At 60.6% G+C, this 16369-nt stretch carries 8 protein-coding genes, 7 pseudogenes and 1 other annotated feature; of the genes and pseudogenes, 5 read left to right on the top strand and 10 right to left on the bottom strand.

The genetic code is table 11. The annotated features are described in order from the left end of the window. Nucleotides 1-256: 256 nt before the first annotated feature. The 3 pseudogenes from ACVWYI_RS38815 to nifB form a co-directional block, all read right to left on the bottom strand. Nucleotides 257-1314: pseudogene (locus ACVWYI_RS38815) on the bottom strand (DUF7146 domain-containing protein). Next, nucleotides 1314-2291, bottom strand: a pseudogene (locus ACVWYI_RS38810) (strawberry notch C-terminal domain-containing protein); the annotation flags it as partial. The pseudogenes ACVWYI_RS38815 and ACVWYI_RS38810, both read right to left, overlap by 1 nt. 118 nt (nt 2292-2409) lie before the next feature. Then, nucleotides 2410-3714: pseudogene (nifB, locus tag ACVWYI_RS38805) on the bottom strand (nitrogenase cofactor biosynthesis protein NifB); the annotation flags it as partial. A gap of 289 nt (nt 3715-4003) precedes the next feature. Here nifB and ACVWYI_RS38800 point away from each other — a divergent pair. Next, nucleotides 4004-4468 (top strand): annotated as a pseudogene (locus tag ACVWYI_RS38800) (IS5 family transposase); the annotation flags it as partial. Nucleotides 4469-4999: 531 nt separating this feature from the next. Here the strand turns inward: ACVWYI_RS38800 and ACVWYI_RS38795 are convergent. The 4 genes and pseudogenes from ACVWYI_RS38795 to ACVWYI_RS38780 all read right to left on the bottom strand — a co-directional run. Then, a pseudogene (locus tag ACVWYI_RS38795) lies at nt 5000-5456 on the bottom strand (P-type conjugative transfer ATPase TrbB); the annotation flags it as partial. Between the two features lie 573 nt (nt 5457-6029). Next, entirely contained in the window at nt 6030-7325 is a 1296-nt protein-coding gene (gene dctA / locus ACVWYI_RS38790; RefSeq protein WP_456664810.1) for a C4-dicarboxylate transporter DctA, read from the bottom strand. 615 nt (nt 7326-7940) lie between these two features. Next, nucleotides 7941-9059, bottom strand: a complete 1119-nt coding sequence (locus tag ACVWYI_RS38785) for a TlpA family protein disulfide reductase (protein ID WP_456664809.1) — start codon at nt 9057-9059, stop codon at nt 7941-7943. A gap of 224 nt (nt 9060-9283) precedes the next feature. Continuing rightward, complete coding sequence (locus tag ACVWYI_RS38780; protein ID WP_456664808.1) at nt 9284-9589, bottom strand: hypothetical protein; 306 nt, start codon at nt 9587-9589, stop codon at nt 9284-9286. 93 nt (nt 9590-9682) lie between these two features. Between ACVWYI_RS38780 and ACVWYI_RS38775 the strand changes: the two are divergent. After that, a pseudogene (locus tag ACVWYI_RS38775) lies at nt 9683-10617 on the top strand (IS3 family transposase); the annotation flags it as partial. Further along, nucleotides 9967-10083, top strand: a sequence feature (AL1L pseudoknot). Its footprint overlaps the pseudogene before it by 117 nt. 7 nt (nt 10618-10624) lie before the next feature. On the opposite strand, the gene ACVWYI_RS38770 reads toward ACVWYI_RS38775, so the two are convergent. Further along, the gene (locus tag ACVWYI_RS38770; RefSeq protein ID WP_456663005.1) at nt 10625-12031 is read right to left on the bottom strand and encodes an IS30 family transposase; all 1407 of its coding nucleotides are present in this window, start codon (nt 12029-12031) and stop codon (nt 10625-10627) included. 46 nt (nt 12032-12077) lie between these two features. On the opposite strand from ACVWYI_RS38770, the pseudogene ACVWYI_RS38765 reads away from it, so the two are divergent. The 3 genes and pseudogenes from ACVWYI_RS38765 to ACVWYI_RS38755 form a co-directional block, all read left to right on the top strand. Then, nucleotides 12078-12377 (top strand): annotated as a pseudogene (locus ACVWYI_RS38765) (integrase core domain-containing protein); the annotation flags it as partial. A 119-nt stretch (nt 12378-12496) separates the two neighbouring features. Then, on the top strand, nt 12497-12727 hold the full coding sequence (locus ACVWYI_RS38760; protein WP_456664807.1) for a hypothetical protein: 231 nt from the start codon (nt 12497-12499) through the stop codon (nt 12725-12727). An 854-nt stretch (nt 12728-13581) separates the two neighbouring features. Then, nucleotides 13582-13752: a hypothetical protein gene (locus ACVWYI_RS38755; protein WP_456664806.1), complete on the top strand. Its 171-nt coding sequence runs from the start codon at nt 13582-13584 to the stop codon at nt 13750-13752. Between the two features lie 81 nt (nt 13753-13833). Here the strand turns inward: ACVWYI_RS38755 and ACVWYI_RS38750 are convergent, their stop codons facing one another. Both ACVWYI_RS38750 and ACVWYI_RS38745 read right to left on the bottom strand, forming a co-directional pair. Then, on the bottom strand, nt 13834-14049 hold the full coding sequence (locus tag ACVWYI_RS38750) for a hypothetical protein (protein WP_456664805.1): 216 nt from the start codon (nt 14047-14049) through the stop codon (nt 13834-13836). A 2005-nt stretch (nt 14050-16054) separates the two neighbouring features. Beyond that, nucleotides 16055-16351: a ferredoxin family protein gene (locus ACVWYI_RS38745; RefSeq protein WP_247457897.1), complete on the bottom strand. Its 297-nt coding sequence runs from the start codon at nt 16349-16351 to the stop codon at nt 16055-16057. Nucleotides 16352-16369: the final 18 nt, after the last annotated feature.

The following is a 16369-nucleotide window of genomic DNA, read 5'->3' as shown; positions in this document are numbered from 1 at the left end:
GACTTGCACCCGCAGCGAAGCGAAGGGCCGAAGCGGAGCGGAGGACCGAAGGAGGCCGACTATTTTGCCTCGCGATGTAAAGGCGGCTCCGTCGCCGACGGAAAATAGTCGGATCCCGAGGTTGCCGGTCCGGGCCGTTTGCCGCCCGATCGCCCTCTTGAAGGCCGTGGGTGTGGCCCTCTCCGATGCTGAGGGGACCAGAACAACCGGACTCGCGGTGAGGACGGGCTGCACCGCGCTCTCATCCCGTTTCCGGCTATGCCGCCAGCTTCATGAAGGGCGACGTCCTGGGCCGCGATCTGCACGCGGCTTGCAGCCCGAAGCGCATCAATCCCGAGCAGTCGTAGATCCTCATTGAAATCGCCAAGCCGTGGCGAGATCACGATCGCCTCGACCCGGCCTCCTGCGCCCGGTCGATCAAGGTCGCCATAGCGCCGTCACCGGCGGGATCGTCGTCGCGGGCGATGTAGAGCCGACGGAGCGTGTCCGGGAGGAGGATGGCGGAGAGATGCGCCGCCGAGAGCGCCGCGACCATCGGCATGGTTGGCAAGACGCAGCGGAGCGACAGCATCGTCTCGATGCCCTCGCCGGCCGCCATGACTTCGCCAGCCACGCCGCATCGGACGGCGTGTCCGAGGAGGTCGCCCATCGCCCGTCTCTGTGTGTCGATCGGCGCCTTGCCGAGCGTCGCCTCGCTGAAGCCACTTGGGTCGAGCCACGTGCGATGCGCGCCGGTCAGATGGCCCGAAAGATCGGTAACGGCGGCGATCATCGCCGGTCAAGTCTCGGTCGCGCTGTGGTCGTCGGGTCGATAGTAGCAACGCGGATGAAAGCGCAGACTTCCGGCGCCGTGCAAAGCCGTAATGCCGCGACTGCGGAGATACGCTTCTACGAGCGTACCCTCGATCGACTGCGACATGCCGAAGAGTCGCCGCGCTGCCTCGGGCGATCCCGCGGATACGCTCGATTTCGGAGACCGGACGCGGTTCACCTCGGGGTACGGTTCGGGGTGTGGCATGCTGAGGAAGGAACGCGCCTCGTTGGCGACGTCCTTGAAGTCGACCAGGCCGCAGCTCTCTCGGATGACGTCGAGCAAATCACCATGCTCGCCGGTGGCGGCGTCAGTAAACTTGCCGGCCGGTCCCTTCGCAGAGTCCCTGAGCCGGACGAACATCGACCGGCCGGGCGTATTGCGGACGCCCCCACCATCCAGTAGCGGCCCTGGCGCCGCCCGTTGGACAGGTAGTGGCGGCACACCGCCTCGGCGTCACGCGCGAGGCGGCGGGCCAGTTCGGAGGCATTGTCGCGGGCCATCAGGCGGCCTCCCGCTCACCGATGCGCTCGACCGGATAGGTATCGAGTACCTTCGCTAACACCCGGGCACCGCTCGCATCGGCCGGCACAAACATGCGCAGCTTCCACGAGATGATCTCGCCGAAGAGGCCGTAGGCGCGCAGTCGGTCGCGCATGGCGTCGGGAAGCCGGATAGCTCGATGCGGTGGGCGCCCATGACGCGGACGCGGCGAAGCTGGAGCCCCTCGGCGAGATCGAGGACCGTCCTCCCCTCCATCAGCCCTGCGAAAGCCGCCTCCGGTGTGATGGCGGTAGCCCCAGTCAGCGAGGCGTTTGCAGGCCGGCGAGACCCTGCGACCGATGATGCGTTCGCCCTCGTCGGTCTGGAGCCGATAGACCCGCGTCGACTCGTTTGGAAGTCGCTTCCAGATCGGCAGCAGCAGGCCGGCGACAATGTGGAGGGTGCTCTCGGCGAACTCCGGCACATCAGTGACTTCGCCAGTCCATGCGGCGGCGAAAGCCTCGCGCTCGGCCACCTGCCAGTGGCTCTTGTCCATCATCTTCATCGAAGCGTGATGATGCTCCATGGGGCGGATCAGCCGCACGCGGCGTTCGATCTCGCCGTCATCGAGCATGAAGCTCGGCTCCGGGAGCTGCACGGCGGCGCGGCCCGAGCGCTCGTTGAGCAGGAGCACCGCGTGAGCATCGGCGAGATAAGCGAGCGCCTGATCCAGCGTCATCGGGCGATTGCGGCGGCGTTCGGTGATCGTGAGCAGCCGCGTCTCCGCGCCGGTGGCCGGATGCGTGTAGATTGGGCGCCGGTCGGTGACGAGAAAGCTCTCGGCCTGGAGCGTTTCGAGCCCGACATCATAGACGCCGCTGGCGATCGCGCCCTCGACCTTGGCATTCAGCAAGCGCTCGAAGGCCGTGAACAGCACTCCTTGCAGGTCGGTGGTGAGCGCGAGCAACCGGTTCAGGAACGTCGTGATAGGCGGCAAACCCAGGAGGGATCAGGGCCGACGGTCGCAGGGCTCGCTGCATCATGTTGATTCCCTTGTGAAACCAACGCGAGCCGGCGCCTGAACTTCATCAAAAGCATTCCATGCCGAAACACAGGCAGCCACCAATCTTGGCCACGAATGCAGCATGGCAGTCGTTGATGGCGCGGATGATGCCCGCAAGCCGATCCTCCTCGCGATATCCGCCCTGGCAGTAAAGTCGACACGACGGTGCCCGACGAGTTTGACGCCGGATGTCGAGAGTTCGTATACTTGGAACTCCCTAGCATGCCCGAAATGCTCATTAATGAGGCCCGAGACTTTGGTTGCGACCGCGGCCAGAAGCTTGACCTCGCTCATTTCGCCAGCGAGTTCCGCTAACTCTTCCTGCCTGGTCGTGATCCTCGCAGCAGGCTCATCCTCAATCTTGGCCTGATAAGCCTTGCGCGTCTCGAGGTCATATTGAACGTCCATGGCCATGACCTTTTCTATGGTGAACTCGCTGCTGCGATCATCTCCGAGCAGGCCGACGGCGTCAGCGCGGCGCTGGCGGCAATGCCGCATCATCTTTATCTGACCTTCACAAGCATCCTGCAGCGCCGCCAATTCCTGCGCTGGTCGGGCCTCGCTGGCCTTTGAGCCCGAATGCTGTGTCGTGCTCGGGCGCGGAGATCAGTGGCGTATTATGCAAGAAGGCGCCGCGCGACTTCGCGCCCTATTGACCTCGATGCGGTGCTGCTCGTTAGTGCCGGGAACCATCACTGAATTGATCGTGCACAGGATGTCCTCCTCCGTGAACATCTCGAGACCTCGTAATTAGCGAGTCGAGATTCGTTTCGCAGCCTCGATTCCGGTGTAGCGCTTGTGGTTGGGAAACTCCAAGTACATTAATATATCCTGGCACCGATTTCGGGATAGATCGTGTCGATGGGTGAGGTGGTCGATTTTGCAGCGGCATATCGCGTCGAGGCAGGTCCAGCCCGTTCGTTGGTAGACACAACTTGATGTCGGGCGCCGCCCTGGCAACCAGTTCAAAAGTCTTGAATGTCGTTTTCGGATCGGCCAAAGCCTCGCCGGGGCCGGCGATACCGAGGATAGAAAGCTGTGGAATTGTCGTGGCGACCGCGACCAGCTTTCTCGCCGCCTGCTCAGGAGTGAGCTTCTCACCAACAACCGCCGGATGCGATTCATCGGCGCAGTCGTACTTGCGATTGCAGTAGTTGCATTGGATATTGCAATCCGGCGCCACCTCGACATGCATGCGAGCGTAATGATGATGAGCTTCTTCGCTATAGCAGGGATGGCTCTTAGCTTTGTCGCAGATTTCGGACGGCAGATCGCCCGAGGCAGCCTGTGACCCACAGCGTCCTTTGCCATTGTTCGAAGAGCTCCGGCAACCCTTATATTCGGTGATGACCCGCATCCCGCCGCTATTCTCGGCATCCTTGACATGTTTTCCGCGTCCGGCAACAGCGTTCACATTCAATTCTCCTGGTGGCGACCAGCATGAGCGGCCCCAGAACGAGAGTCAGCAACTCGCGTGCCATCTCGGAGGCGATGGCATTCCCGCCACGTGAATGGGGCAGCTGGAAGTGATCTGCACATTTGTGGCACGCGTCAGCGACAGTCACTCGTCGCAAATGCGACAGGCGTCGCAATTGCGACGGAGATGATCGTTGCGTTCTCATTGAACTTGCGTGGCATCCTCCCAACCCGCTCGTCGGTGTGCCTCCGGCGGAAAAGGGGGGGAGCACAATCGGGCAATCGGCCGCTCGCGGGGAGGCCGTACGACAAAACTCCATGCGCTGAGCGATCCGTTCTGCCGACCGGTCGTCCTGCATCTGACCCCAGGTCAGGATGTCGACATCGTTGCTGCGCCCGATGTTCTGGCGCTCGCACCACCCATGAGCGCGCTTCTCGCAGACAAAGGGTACGACGGTGACAGCCTTCGCGCCGAATCGCTAGACACGGCGCCAAGCCCGTCATTCCCAATAAATCCAACCGTGTCGTCATCCATCGCTTTAACAAACGCGCCTACGAAGGCCGAAATGTCATCGAACGCTGCTTCTGCCGGCTCAAGGACTTCCGGCGCATCGCCACACGATATAACAAGCTCGCCCGGAATTTCTTGGCCGTTGTTCCATCTCGCCGCTCTCGTCGCGTATTGGCTCAATTGAGTCTGGACCCTAGCGGACCGGGGCGAGCAGCCCGCTTTGCGCCGTTACTTGGCGATCAATATCTCTATTACGTGCGGGAGCCATATCGCGATCGGTGTCAGGTGTCGCTCGAGCAGAAAGCAGAGTTCGTTGCGCGCGAGTGCTTGCGGATCGACGATCGCGTAACGGACGCTCAGCCGACCGTTTGGTGATCTGCCGCGAAACTCTGATCATTGAAGCGACGGCCGATCAAGAGCGCGCGGGCAGCACCAAGAAAGTTTTGTGTTGCGCCCGACTGCGGCCATGCCGCCTCTGGTCAATCAGATCCGACGGGCCATCCGCCGGCGGAGATCGTGACAGTCCAGGTTGGCTGCGCCGGCCTCGTTAGCCAGCAGTTACTCCGCGCTTGCGCGGAGGCAACTCAGCTGGTTTGTCGTGCCGACTTGGCGCAGTGGCTTAACTCCCCAGCACAAGCCAAGCTCATGGACCTAATTGGAGAGAGGTCCCTTGCTTCGGCGCGCCTCAGCCGGCCCTGTCCAGGCTGGCAAGACCCAGCTCAGTGGTCAGTGCCGTCTTGCCGGTCGAGGTGCCGCCGGCGACTAGAATGTTCTTGCGCGCGCAAACTGCATCCCTCAATGCACCGGCCTGATCCGCCGTCATGATGACGAGTGCGACGTAATCCTCGAGGCTGAACACGGCGACCGCCGGCTTTCCGATCGCAAATGTTGGCGCAGCAACGACCGGCGGCAGGAGCCCCTCAAAGCGCTCCCCGTCTCGGGCAGCTCGGCAGAAATCCGCGGGCTCCCGGGATGAACCTCGGCACCCACGTAGTGAGCCACGACGAGGATGATTCGCTCTCCGTCAGAGGGCATATATTCTTGCCGGTATCCGTAAGGCCGCTCGACAGTCGGTCGATCCACAGTCGGCTATCGGGATTGAGCATAACCTCGACGATCGCCGCATCTTCCAAAAACCCTGCGATGGCGGGCCGCAACGCGGTACGCAGCATACGCGCTCCGCGCACGTTCGCTTCTGAGTCAAAAGAATGGACCGCCACGATTTGCCCCAAGCTGCTGAGGCCGCTTCGGGCGCCCTCATCTGAAGACAAATAAAAGAGAGGTCGTATGTTACCGCAACAACGGGAAAATGCCGTTCGTAGTCTAGCGTAGAGAAAGGAACATTCGAAAAGAGCACCGGCTCGACGCGCCAACCCCTCGACGGCGAGGCGAGAAATCAGCAATGACCAATGATCCGGAGCTTACTATTTTTACGCCTCTCCCGGTCGCGGTGTTTGCTGAGACCCCGTTGCTTCTCCTGAACCACTGTCGCTCCCTCGCGTGGGCACGATTGAGCTCCCGCTTTTTGAGGAAGCTCAAACCCGGGATAATGAACCACATCAGCCGGCGGGCTGCCGCAGGCAGTAATGCCGACGCTGGTCTGGTGCACCACCGTGATCATAATGACCCTGCACCATTCCCCCTGGAATCAGGCTGGCCCAGTACTGCACGAGGCTTGCCAACGCAGAATGCAGGCATTCAAAGAGTGATTTCTAGTCCGCAATGGCCGAGCTGAGATCTCCGATCTACTTGAGCTGCGCGTGTAGCGAGACATGGTCGAGTTCACCTTCCCACCACGACACAAACACCGCGGCAATACCGTTCCCGATGATGTTGGTAAGCGCGCGCACCTCGCTCATGAACTTGTCGATCGAGAATACGATCGCAATGCCCGGGACGAGGTCAGGACTGACCACCGTCAACGTTGTGGCCAGGGTGACGAACCCGGCACCGGTAACACCACTTGCGCCCTTCGAGGTGAGCATCGCCACAACGAGTATCGTGAGCTGCTGGCTGAAGTCGAGATCGACCCCGAGCGCCTGCGCGATGAACAAGGTCGCCAACGTCATGTAAATGTTGGTCCCATCCAAATTGAAAGAGTATCCTGTCGGCACCACCAGGCCCACGACCGGCTTGGAACAGCCCAGCCGTTCGAGTTTTTCCATCAACTGCGGCAGCGCGCTTTCGGATGACGACGTTCCGAGCACGATCAACAGCTCATCCTTGATGTAGACGATGAACTTTAGAATAGAAAAACCGACCAAGCGCGCGACCAGGCCAAGCACAATGATCACGAAGAGCCCGGCTGTCACATAGAACAGCGCAACCAATCCGATGAGTTTACCGAGCGCGGACGGTCCGAATTCGCCGATAGTGTAGGCCATGGCGCCGAACGCCCCGATTGGCGCTGCCTTCATTATGATCCTAATGACACCAAACACCGCGTGTGCAGCATCGTCGACCAGACTGCGCATCCGCTCACCCCGCTCGCCAAGCGCCATCAGCGAGAACCCGAAGAGGATGGCAAACAGCAACACCTGAAGCACGTCGCCTCGAGCCAGAGCGCCAACTACGCTATCCGGAATAATATTGAGGAGGAAATCGACCGCTTTCTGTGCTTCCGCTCTTTTGACGTAGTTGGCTACCGCGGCGGCATCAGCCCTGGGAGCGAGTCCATGGCCTACCTGAACGAGATTGCCCATCACGAGACCCAAGATCAGCGAGAAAGTTGACGCGATCTCGAAGTAAAGCAGCGCCTTGACGCCGACACGGCCGACCTTTCGTGCATCCTGAACATGCGCAATTCCGGACACAACAGTGCAGAAGATGATCGGCGCGATCACCATTTTGATCAGCTTGATGAATCCGTCACCAAGCGCTTTGACCCAGCCGTTCGTCCCTACAGCAGGCCACAACCAACCAACGAGAACGCCAATCAGGATCGCGATGAGTACCTGGATGTAAAGAACTTTGTACCAGGGGCCAGATGGCTGAAACGCGGCGGCGGCTTTGACAGAGCGGCGCTGGCGGTGATTGTACATTACGCTCGACCCGGCGCCGTGGCACCAAAGAGGGGTGACAATGAAGGCACGGCCTCGCTCAGTGTTCCCTTAGCGCGGTGCGCACGGCGCACCGACCGCTTTAAAAAACCCCGTCCGTTGCCACGGTTTGCCGCCTCTCCCGAATGGGCTTGCGGCCAGCGCGAAACAAAGTCCTGAATCCCTTCTGAAACCAGCGTTAAAAACTTGAGAAAGCTTCCTTGAGAGTTGGAATGCATCAACGTCACCACCCATTTCTATCGTTTTTTGTTCGAAGATGCCACCCGCATCTTATAAGAGACCAACTCTAGCAGGCGGCGACCACTCTTCACCTGGACAGGCATTCTCTCGCCCCCGTCGCGCCAGAGCGCGACGTACCTTGAAGAAACATTCACCGCAGAAGACTTGTGGTGATGCGGCTCGCCTGCGTTCACCCGCTCACTCGTGCTATCTTCACTTTAGGTGAATGCCCCGACGTTCCCAAAGGCATCGACTTCGATCGCAAAACCACAAGGGCCGAGAAGGCATGGCAAGCAGCATTGCTCACGCTGCCTCCCTTCGCGATCCCGGTTTCGGCTTTTTGGAAGCTTTGTTTTGCGGTCTCGCACAACACTCCTCCTAAGAGAGCTTCTCGCCCCTGTAGCTCGCTAAGGCCTGGAGGGAGCGCTGCACTCCATGCCGTTTCTCTTCATCCGGGATGGGCGCTGCATCCAGCCAGTTCAGCGTCGCCTCGACCAATTCGATCGCGCGATCCTTTTCACCAGTCTCGTAATAGTACTGAGCGACCGGCCCGTACGAGAGGAGCTTCGCGAGCTCGCTGTCTTGCGCCGCCAGGATGTGTTCGCAGAGGTCCTTGCCCATGGCAAAGCGCTCGGCCGGTGGAAAACCGGAGTAGTCTTTGGTGGGGTCGAAGAGTTGGCGGATGGCCACGTACATCCAAACCACGCATTTCTTGCCGATTGCATCGCGAACCAATTCGCGCAATACGGCCAGGCCGGCCGGCATGTCCCGTATCTTGTAAAGCAACAATTCCGCATGAAGCCCGCGGAGCTCGACTTCGTCCGGCCTCGCAGCGAGTGCCTCCTCAACAGCTGAAACGGCTGCCGCCCAATCCTTGCTATTCATGGCGGCGCTAAGTCTGGCAAAGATCGGCTTCACCAGCGCTTGTTCGCGCTTTGCGCGTTGACCCGTGTTTATCCTCTCCGCATCTAGGGCTTTGGCTTCGTCGCTCCCTGCCCAGGAGCCGTTCAGAACTTTCGGCAACACGTTGTCGAGTTTCGTCGGATCGCCGATAAAGGCCAAGCGACCATCACGATCGACCACGAACGACGACGGAATTTCGACAGAAAAGCTGGGGTCCATCCAAAGCTTGCTCATTTCGCCGGCGTAGTCGAATGCGATCAAGAAGTTCAGATTTGGCAAGCTCTTCGTCAGCCAAGCGTCCAAGCTGGCTCGCGCCTCATCTGCCGTCGAAGCGTGTTCGTTAGCCGCGATGCCCACCACCTCAACTCCGTTGCTCCTGTATTTGCCTTGCAGACTCACCAACTTCGGCATCGAGGCGATACATGCTCCGCACCACGTTGCCCAAAAGTCGATGATGTATACTTTCCCAGGTTCGAACTTCGTAACGGGCTGGCCACGTAGCCAGTCCTCAACTTTGATGGAGGGAGCCGGCGAACCGACTCTCAGCACCTTCTCCGCACCGACTTGATGCGCGCTCTCGGTCACATTGGTCATTGCTCAATCACCTTTACCTGGACCTACCGAGAACAAGAGCAAGCCGCATGCCAGCCAGCACTCATTGATATTACGCATTCTACGTATCATTCCTGTCGACCTTGCGACGCATGTCGCATATCCGACCAGTTGTTTGGAGCTTCTCAGGCAATCAGTAGGCCGGCGACCGGACGATCTTGACGCGCCTGTAGACCGACGAGGGGAAGTCATGCAGAAGGCCGAGTTCACCACTCCACGTCTTGATCGGTTTCCAGGATAACCATTTGAGCGCTCGGGATTACGACGTGAACTGACCTGCTTTGGCCTGTCGACTTGCGCTTGACGGCGATCTCAGATTTCCAATTCAACTCTTTGAGCGAAGGGGCGATGAACCAGACCAGGGCGACCAGCTGCAGCACAACATTGATACTGAACGCCGTCTGATACGCGATTGGGGGGTAGTGTCCGTCCTTTACCGGCCACTGCTCGAGAATTACCCCCGTCCCGTACTGGACGAGGAAAGCCCACCCGAAATGCAGACCGTTGAGCACGCCGTTTGCGCGCGCGATCAGTTGGGCCAGAAAGTAATCTCCGTGAACCGCCCCGGGATTGCCGGAGGCTCCAACTCTTGAGAAGGTGGAGCCATGACGAGCAAGACAACGAACAAGTTTTCACCCGAGGTCCGGGCGCGTGCGGTTCGGATGGTTTTGGATCACGCGAGTGAGCATCCCTCGCGCTGGGCGGCGGTGACGTCGATTGCGGCCAAGATCGGCTGCACGCCGCAGACGCTGCATGACTGGGTCAAGAAAGCTGAAGTCGACAGCGGGCAGCGGGCTGGCGTTCCGACCGACATGGCCGAGAAGCTGAAGGCGCTCGAGCGGGAGAACCGGGAGCTTCGGCAGGCCAACGAGATTCTGCGCAAGGCAAGCGCTTATTTTGCGATGGCGGAGCTCGACCGCCGGTCCAAGCCATGATCGCCTTCATCGACGATCATCGTGGGGCGCATGGGGTCGAGCCGATCTGCAAGGTCCTGCCGATCGCCCCCTCGACCTATCACGCCCATGTGGCCAAGCGGCGGGATCCCGCCAGGCTGTCGGCGCGCGCCAGGCAGGATGTTGCGCTGAAGATCGAGGTCCGGCGCGTCTTCGATCAGAACTTCCGCGTCTACGGCGCGCGCAAGGTCTGGCGGCAGCTCAAACGTGAGGGCTTCGATGTTGCCCGTTGCACGGTGTCGCGACTGATGCGGGATATGGGTTTGCAAGGGGTCATCCGCGGCAAACCCGTCAAGACCACGATCAGCGACAAGGCTGCGCCATGCCCGCTGGATCACGTCAACCGCCAGTTCAAGGCGCCAAGGCCAAACGTCCTTTGGCTCTCCGACTTCACCTATGTCGCGACCTGGACCGGCTTCGTCTACGTCGCCTTCGTCATCGACGCCTATGCCCGCAGGATCGTGGGCTGGCGAGCCTCTCGCACGGCGCATGCAGGCTTCGTGCTCGATGCGCTGGAGCAGGCACTGCATGATCGACGGCCGGTCCATCGTAGCGGGCTGGTGCACCACAGCGACAGGGGCAGCCAAGGCGGATTCAAACGGTCGTCGCAACACCAGTTACTTTCACTGATAACAGAAGATCGTCAAGCGCCTCCGCCGGCGTTTTCCAGCCTAGTGTCTTCCGCGGTCGGGCATTGAGGGCCGCTGCCACAGCGGATATCTCCTCGGCGCTGTGGATGCTCAGGTCCGTGCCTTTCGGGAAGTACTGCCGCAGCAACCCGTTGGTGTTCTCGTTAGTGCCGCGCTGCCATGGGCTTTGCGGGTCGCAGAAGTAGACCTGGATACCCGCATCGATCTTGAGACGATCGTGCTGAGCCATTTCGGCTCCCTGATCCCAGGTTAGCGAACGGCGCAGCTCTTCGGGCAAAGTGATGATGGTGCGCGTGATCGCGTCGCGCACGGCTTCGGCCCCATGTCCCGCAAGGGCTGGTCCGTTTTTGACGCGCGGAGCTTCGCCATGCCCCGCCAACCGTGGAAGGTGCAAGAGCATCGTAAAGCGCGTCGTGCGCTCGACCAGCGTGCCGATTGCTGAGCTGCCAACACCGAGGATGAGGTCTCCCTCCCAATGTCCCGGCACTGCTCGATCGGCAGCTTCAGCAGGGCGCTCACTGATCATGATCTCCGGCGAGACAAAGCCCTTGCCTCGCCTGCGTACGCGCGCTCTGGGCATCCGTAACACACGCCCTGTTCGCAAGCAGGCCGTCAGCTCGCGGCGTAGCGCGCCACGGCCCTGAACGAAGAGGGCTTGATAGATAGCTTCGTGGCTGATGCGCATCGTCTTGTCGTCCGGGAAGTCGATCGGCAAGCGTCGGGCAATCTGCTCAGGGCTCCAGGCTTTGGCCCATCGCCGATCCTTGCGCGGGCCATGCCGCCGCCCCTTCCACGGAACGGCGGGACCAGGAACGGGCGCGCCGGTCGGGGCTACGACGCCGCCAGCAAGTCTTTCCTCCACATAAGTGCGCAAGGTTGCATTGAGCGCAAGCTTGGTCGGCTTAGGCCGGCGGGCGGATCGATCCGCATGCCATTGGGCAGTTATTGCCCGATACCCCAACCCGCCGCCGCGAGTGGCCGCGTTGCGCCGCAGTTCACGGGAGACTGTGGAAGCAGCCCGCCCCAGGCGACGTCCAATCTCCTGTATGGAATGGCCCTGCACCTTGAGAAGTGCGATCTCCTCGCGCTCATTCAACGAGAGATACCGCCCGGAGAGAGCCTTTGCCGAAGATCTGAACATCGCTGGTGGCATGCCGCCCGCCTTTCGGAATAATCTGCTTCCGACAGGTTGTGACAATCCGGCTTCGAGTGCAGCATCTTCGCTGCTTAACCCAGCGGCAATCGCCCGCCAAAATTTATTCTGTTCATCGCGCCCGGCAACAGAGGGCCGTCCTGGCGACGGCAATGGGGCTCGTCCTGACCGCGCCGATCTGCGCCTTACAACGTTCATCGCAACCTCCAAACTCCTGGTGTTGCGACGACCGTTTGAATCCGCCCAATATGTATCCATTAAGTACACCGAGCGCCTGGCTGAAGCAGGCGTGGAGCCTTCTGTCGGCAGCGTCGGAGATTCCTATGACAATGCTCTCGCCGAAACCATCAACGGCCTCTACAAGGCCGAGGTGATCCATCGGCGCGGGCCATGGCGCAGCTTCGAGGCCGTCGAGTTCGCGACGCTGGAATGGGTCGACTGGTTCAATAACCGGCGGCTCCTGGAGCCCATCGGCAACATACCACCGGCCGAAGCCGAGCAACGCTACTACGCCATGCTGGAACAACCCGCCATGGCGGCATAACTTAAACCAAATGGCCTCCGGCAATCCCGGGGCGGTTCACCGATGATCGCGTAGCTGAGGACGATTGCTGATCCGACCACCGCCACAACGATCCACGACGGTAGCGACGGGAATGGCGGATGCAATATCAGCGCGAGTTCGGCTGCAATGAACAGAGCAGCTATGATTGCGAGCAGCTTTTGCATGTTCTTGCCAAGCCGGCGCCATCGGCGAGCGCGCCGAGCAGCAATGCGGCAACGCTTAGGGCGATCGCCATGACGAGACTGCAGGGCCCACGCGACCCGCTACATGTTGAAGAGATCGGCGCAATGTCCAGAGCCGCCCATCCGCATAGACGATCTTCAGGCTGACTGTCCCTGGGCCTCTTCGCAGTTGCCTCTTGCTGTGGAACCACAACTAGATCGAAGCGCCCGGGAAGGCACTGGATGCGGCAAGCACCTGAAATAGACCGCGCCGCTCTCTCGGAAACCAGAGCACGAGGTGCCGACGGACGAGCGACTTCGCGGACCGTGCGTGCACCCTTACTTGAAATCGAGAAAGTTACCGATCCAAAGAAGAGGCGCAGGTGCAATCTAAATGGCGCCTTTGCGCCGCCACATCGCGAAGGACCCCGCGCACGCACCGGCCTTACTTCTGTGGGGTGATGGGCCTCATATGAGGTGCACCAGCTCGTGCGCGCGTGACCGAATACACCTGCGCCTCACCGATTTCCGGCATGCATCAACAGCGTGCGATATGACTAACAACCGTTCGCCTGCCGCGCGTTGAGCGCGGCTCACGGCCGTTGAAAAGTATCTGCTTGCCTTGTGCAACCACTCGCTTGTCGGGAGGCCTCAGGGAAACTGCCGGCCGCACTGGCAGGCGGCTGGGTCGCGCAGCGGTCCCCCTTGCCTTGACTGCAGACGTGGCGCTCGTTTGCCCAAACTCGCCTGCCAGGAGATTCATCGGTCCCCCGCACTCCGGGCATCGCTTCCGGATCCGATGGAGGACTGCCATATGAATTGCCCCTGCCGACGGCGAGCTTACTTGCGCGAGATCGGCTGCTACAGGCTCGTCCCAGAACAATCCGCGAAAGGCCCACCCTGCTCGCCCGCCTTGACGTCGCAGCCGTCGATGTACTTAACTGCAAGCTTGGTAGCGTTGAGTGGGGGCACATAATGGATGTCGAGTTCTACAGGAGCTTTGCGCAGCAGGCCCGCGCGATTTGGCCGATAAGGCCGACCCGTTTACGCGAAAGCGGCTTCTGGTGCTGGCTGAGAAATACGATGCCAAGCTCGGCACACCTTCGCCGGCCAGCCGCAATCTTCAACGCACGCTGCCGCTGCCCCGCACCATGCCAGCTGTGAGCGCCATCTCCGATGCTGGCGAGGCTTGACGAGAGCGGCGGCAGTTGACGGCGGCAGCGGCAGCAAGCATCACCCCCTCAAGGCGCTGGATTCCAGGGACGATACACGAATTACAGCGGGAGAATGATGCGCATCCAAACCGGAGTGAGCATGCCGGATGTCACCCGTCGACCGCCCTGACCGCACTTGGAAGCACTGCGGTCACCGAGCAGCTTGCCGGTGGAGGCATTCACGAAATGAATCAAGGACCATGCCGGACAAACAACCGGCAGATGAGTGTTGGGACCGATCTGCTCTAGTCCTGTCAGCAGGTGCTGCACGTTCATGCCCGGGCGCAGGCACCCGAAAAGTAACGATTGCTCCATCCGGCCAGCATAGGCCTGAGAGCGTGCCGGCGCCTCCCGGAGCACGTGCGGCGGCAGTTATGAATCTTCATCGTGTCTGGAGGCTCCGTCCGGATTGTTGAACGCAAGCGTGGACACCTTCTCCGCGAGTGATCCGGCTTTACGTCCTCCGTGGAACTCCTAACCGAATCGGGGCTCGTGTTGCACGGGATACTGGATGCCCCTGCATGGAGATCACCGTCGCTTTAGTGCGCGTTCACGTTCAGCCGCCCCCCGGCGAGGATCGCCTCGACCTGATCTCCCCGCCGTTGGGCGTCACTCGGAAAGACCTGCTATGACGAGCCGTCTCGAGCTGACGATGTGGCCTTCATATGAGCGGATCCTGTTCGAGCCAACATCCGAATCTCGAGGCGGGGCGCTGCAAGGATGGGCAATGCGGCGGTCGGCGTAACGGTTCGAACATCTGAAGCGAACCTGCCGCTGCAGTGACGAGGTGCGCTGTAGGCCGAACGCCATTAGCGAAGCTCCGCAGCTGGGCATTTCTCCAATAGAGATCGGTCCGGATCATGCGAGCGGCCCGCATGGCCCCGCCGCAAACTGGCTCTTTCTCTTCGCATGTGCCTCTCGGACGATCCGGGGAAATTGAGGTTTAAGACGTCAAAGGTCTGCTGCTCTGTTTCCGGAGCGAGCCGAGTTTCCCGATTTCAATGACGGTCGATTTCACCAGGAGGCCTCACTGAGATGAGCGCTGTCTTTCGCCTCTTTGCCACATCACCGCGGCTCGGTTGACGTGTCCTGCCGCGATTTCCCTTGCGTGGCCGTTAGCGAACGCTTCCATGATCCGCCAGCGGCAACGCGCGCTGCAACTGAACATGAAAACTCAGAACTGCGGATCTCGTCCTCGCTAACGCGAAGGTCCGCCGAGCTTGACGCGTCGGGGGACTGCCACGGGGCGTGCAGAGCGGCTCCGCATCAGCGATAAGCACTAAATGGATGACAAAGAAACTAGGCCGCGAATTTCTACGCGGTTTTGACCTCGCAAGCAGGCGCCGAGATTTTCTGACGACCCCATCGGCTCTGAACATTCCATCTGCAGGTGTCCCTCAAAGCGCCCCGGACACTCACGCGGCTCGGCAGCTCCTGTGAAATCCGCTCCGAAGCGATCCCGGCATGGGGATCCTTCGCTGGCTCGTTCAGGAGCCCGGCGAGCCGAGCACGTCAAGGACTCCTTCGAACCGCTGTTCGCGAATAATAGCGGCCAGCCGCGAAACGGGCTTCCTCCCGGTCGACGGTGAAGCGGACGTCCGGCGCTCGCTCAACCAACAGGTCCAGCGAGGTCGGAAGGTCACAACGTGTTGGCGTAAGGTGGAGACCACATCATCGCGGGATAGGTCGCCAAATCAGCATTCGGCGGCGGATCAAACTCCAACTCGACCTTGGCGCGCTTCTCGATCGCATGTCGCATCAACTCGCTTTGCCTTCTTGCATTCCTCGAGAGCATGAACGTCCGCGAGGTTCTTGCGAGCAAGCTTCTCAGTTCGGCTTTGCGGGCCTGGATGTCGCCGACCGATCGGGCTTGTCTAACCTACAAGACGCTCGATGGCACGTTGTCGGGTCGGCAGCTATCGCGAAGCGAAGTCCTGCTTCCAGCTCCGTTTGTAGGTGATAGGCACCGTCGCGAGGCATTGGCGGCAGGCGGATCGCCGCGAACTCCAAGAAGGACGAAACCGGCCAGATATGGGGACGAGAACCAGGATCGATCGAAAGCTCCGAGATGGACGACCTGATCTCGCCAATGCATCGCGCCCTGTTTCGGATCCGCTCGCTTTGGCTATCTCCGGGCATATTATAGCGGGAGCTGGCAAGGGCCCGCCCGGCAGATGGAAAAAAAGTTGGAGCGCGATTGACTCAGGTGAGATCTCAATTTCACGCGTGATCCCGTTGTTCCGCGAGAACGCCGCAACCTGCCAATGCCCTGCGCGAGCCTTCAACCAAATTTGAATAGCACACCGTAACCGCCGCGTGGGTAGCTCCACTCGATATCACCTCCTTCTTCGCAGATCACCCTGCACGTGCCGCACTCCATACACCCGTCGACCGTCACCTCAACATGACCTTTATCGCTGAGCTCGTAGCACCGTGCAGGGCATGCCTTCAGCATCGATAAGAGCCGCGAAGATGGTGTGCTGTGCGGCCGCACCTTGATATGGGCGCGGCCGGAATCCACGAGATAGCGGTTGTAGAATAGTTTGTCCTCGACACGTCGGGAGGGCTCGCTCGACATTCGTTCTGGCTCCGTCGT

It is taken from the genome of Bradyrhizobium sp. LB13.1 (genome assembly GCF_054056815.1).
The sequence above is the reverse complement of the archived record's forward strand: the minus strand, read 5'-3'. Positions and strand labels throughout refer to the sequence as shown.

What these genes read in the sequence shown, in the direction of transcription:
- dctA (WP_456664810.1), bottom strand. Translation starts at nt 7,325, where the DNA reads ATGTACAATCACCGCCAGCGCCGCTCTGTCAAAGCCGCCGCCGCGTTT.
- ACVWYI_RS38785 (WP_456664809.1), bottom strand. Translation starts at nt 9,059, where the DNA reads ATGACCAATGTGACCGAGAGCGCGCATCAAGTCGGTGCGGAGAAGGTG.
- ACVWYI_RS38770 (WP_456663005.1), bottom strand. Translation starts at nt 12,031, where the DNA reads ATGAACGTTGTAAGGCGCAGATCGGCGCGGTCAGGACGAGCCCCATTG.
- ACVWYI_RS38760 (WP_456664807.1), top strand. Translation starts at nt 12,497, where the DNA reads ATGCAATATCAGCGCGAGTTCGGCTGCAATGAACAGAGCAGCTATGAT.
- ACVWYI_RS38750 (WP_456664805.1), bottom strand. Translation starts at nt 14,049, where the DNA reads ATGAACGTGCAGCACCTGCTGACAGGACTAGAGCAGATCGGTCCCAAC.
- ACVWYI_RS38745 (WP_247457897.1), bottom strand. Translation starts at nt 16,351, where the DNA reads ATGTCGAGCGAGCCCTCCCGACGTGTCGAGGACAAACTATTCTACAAC.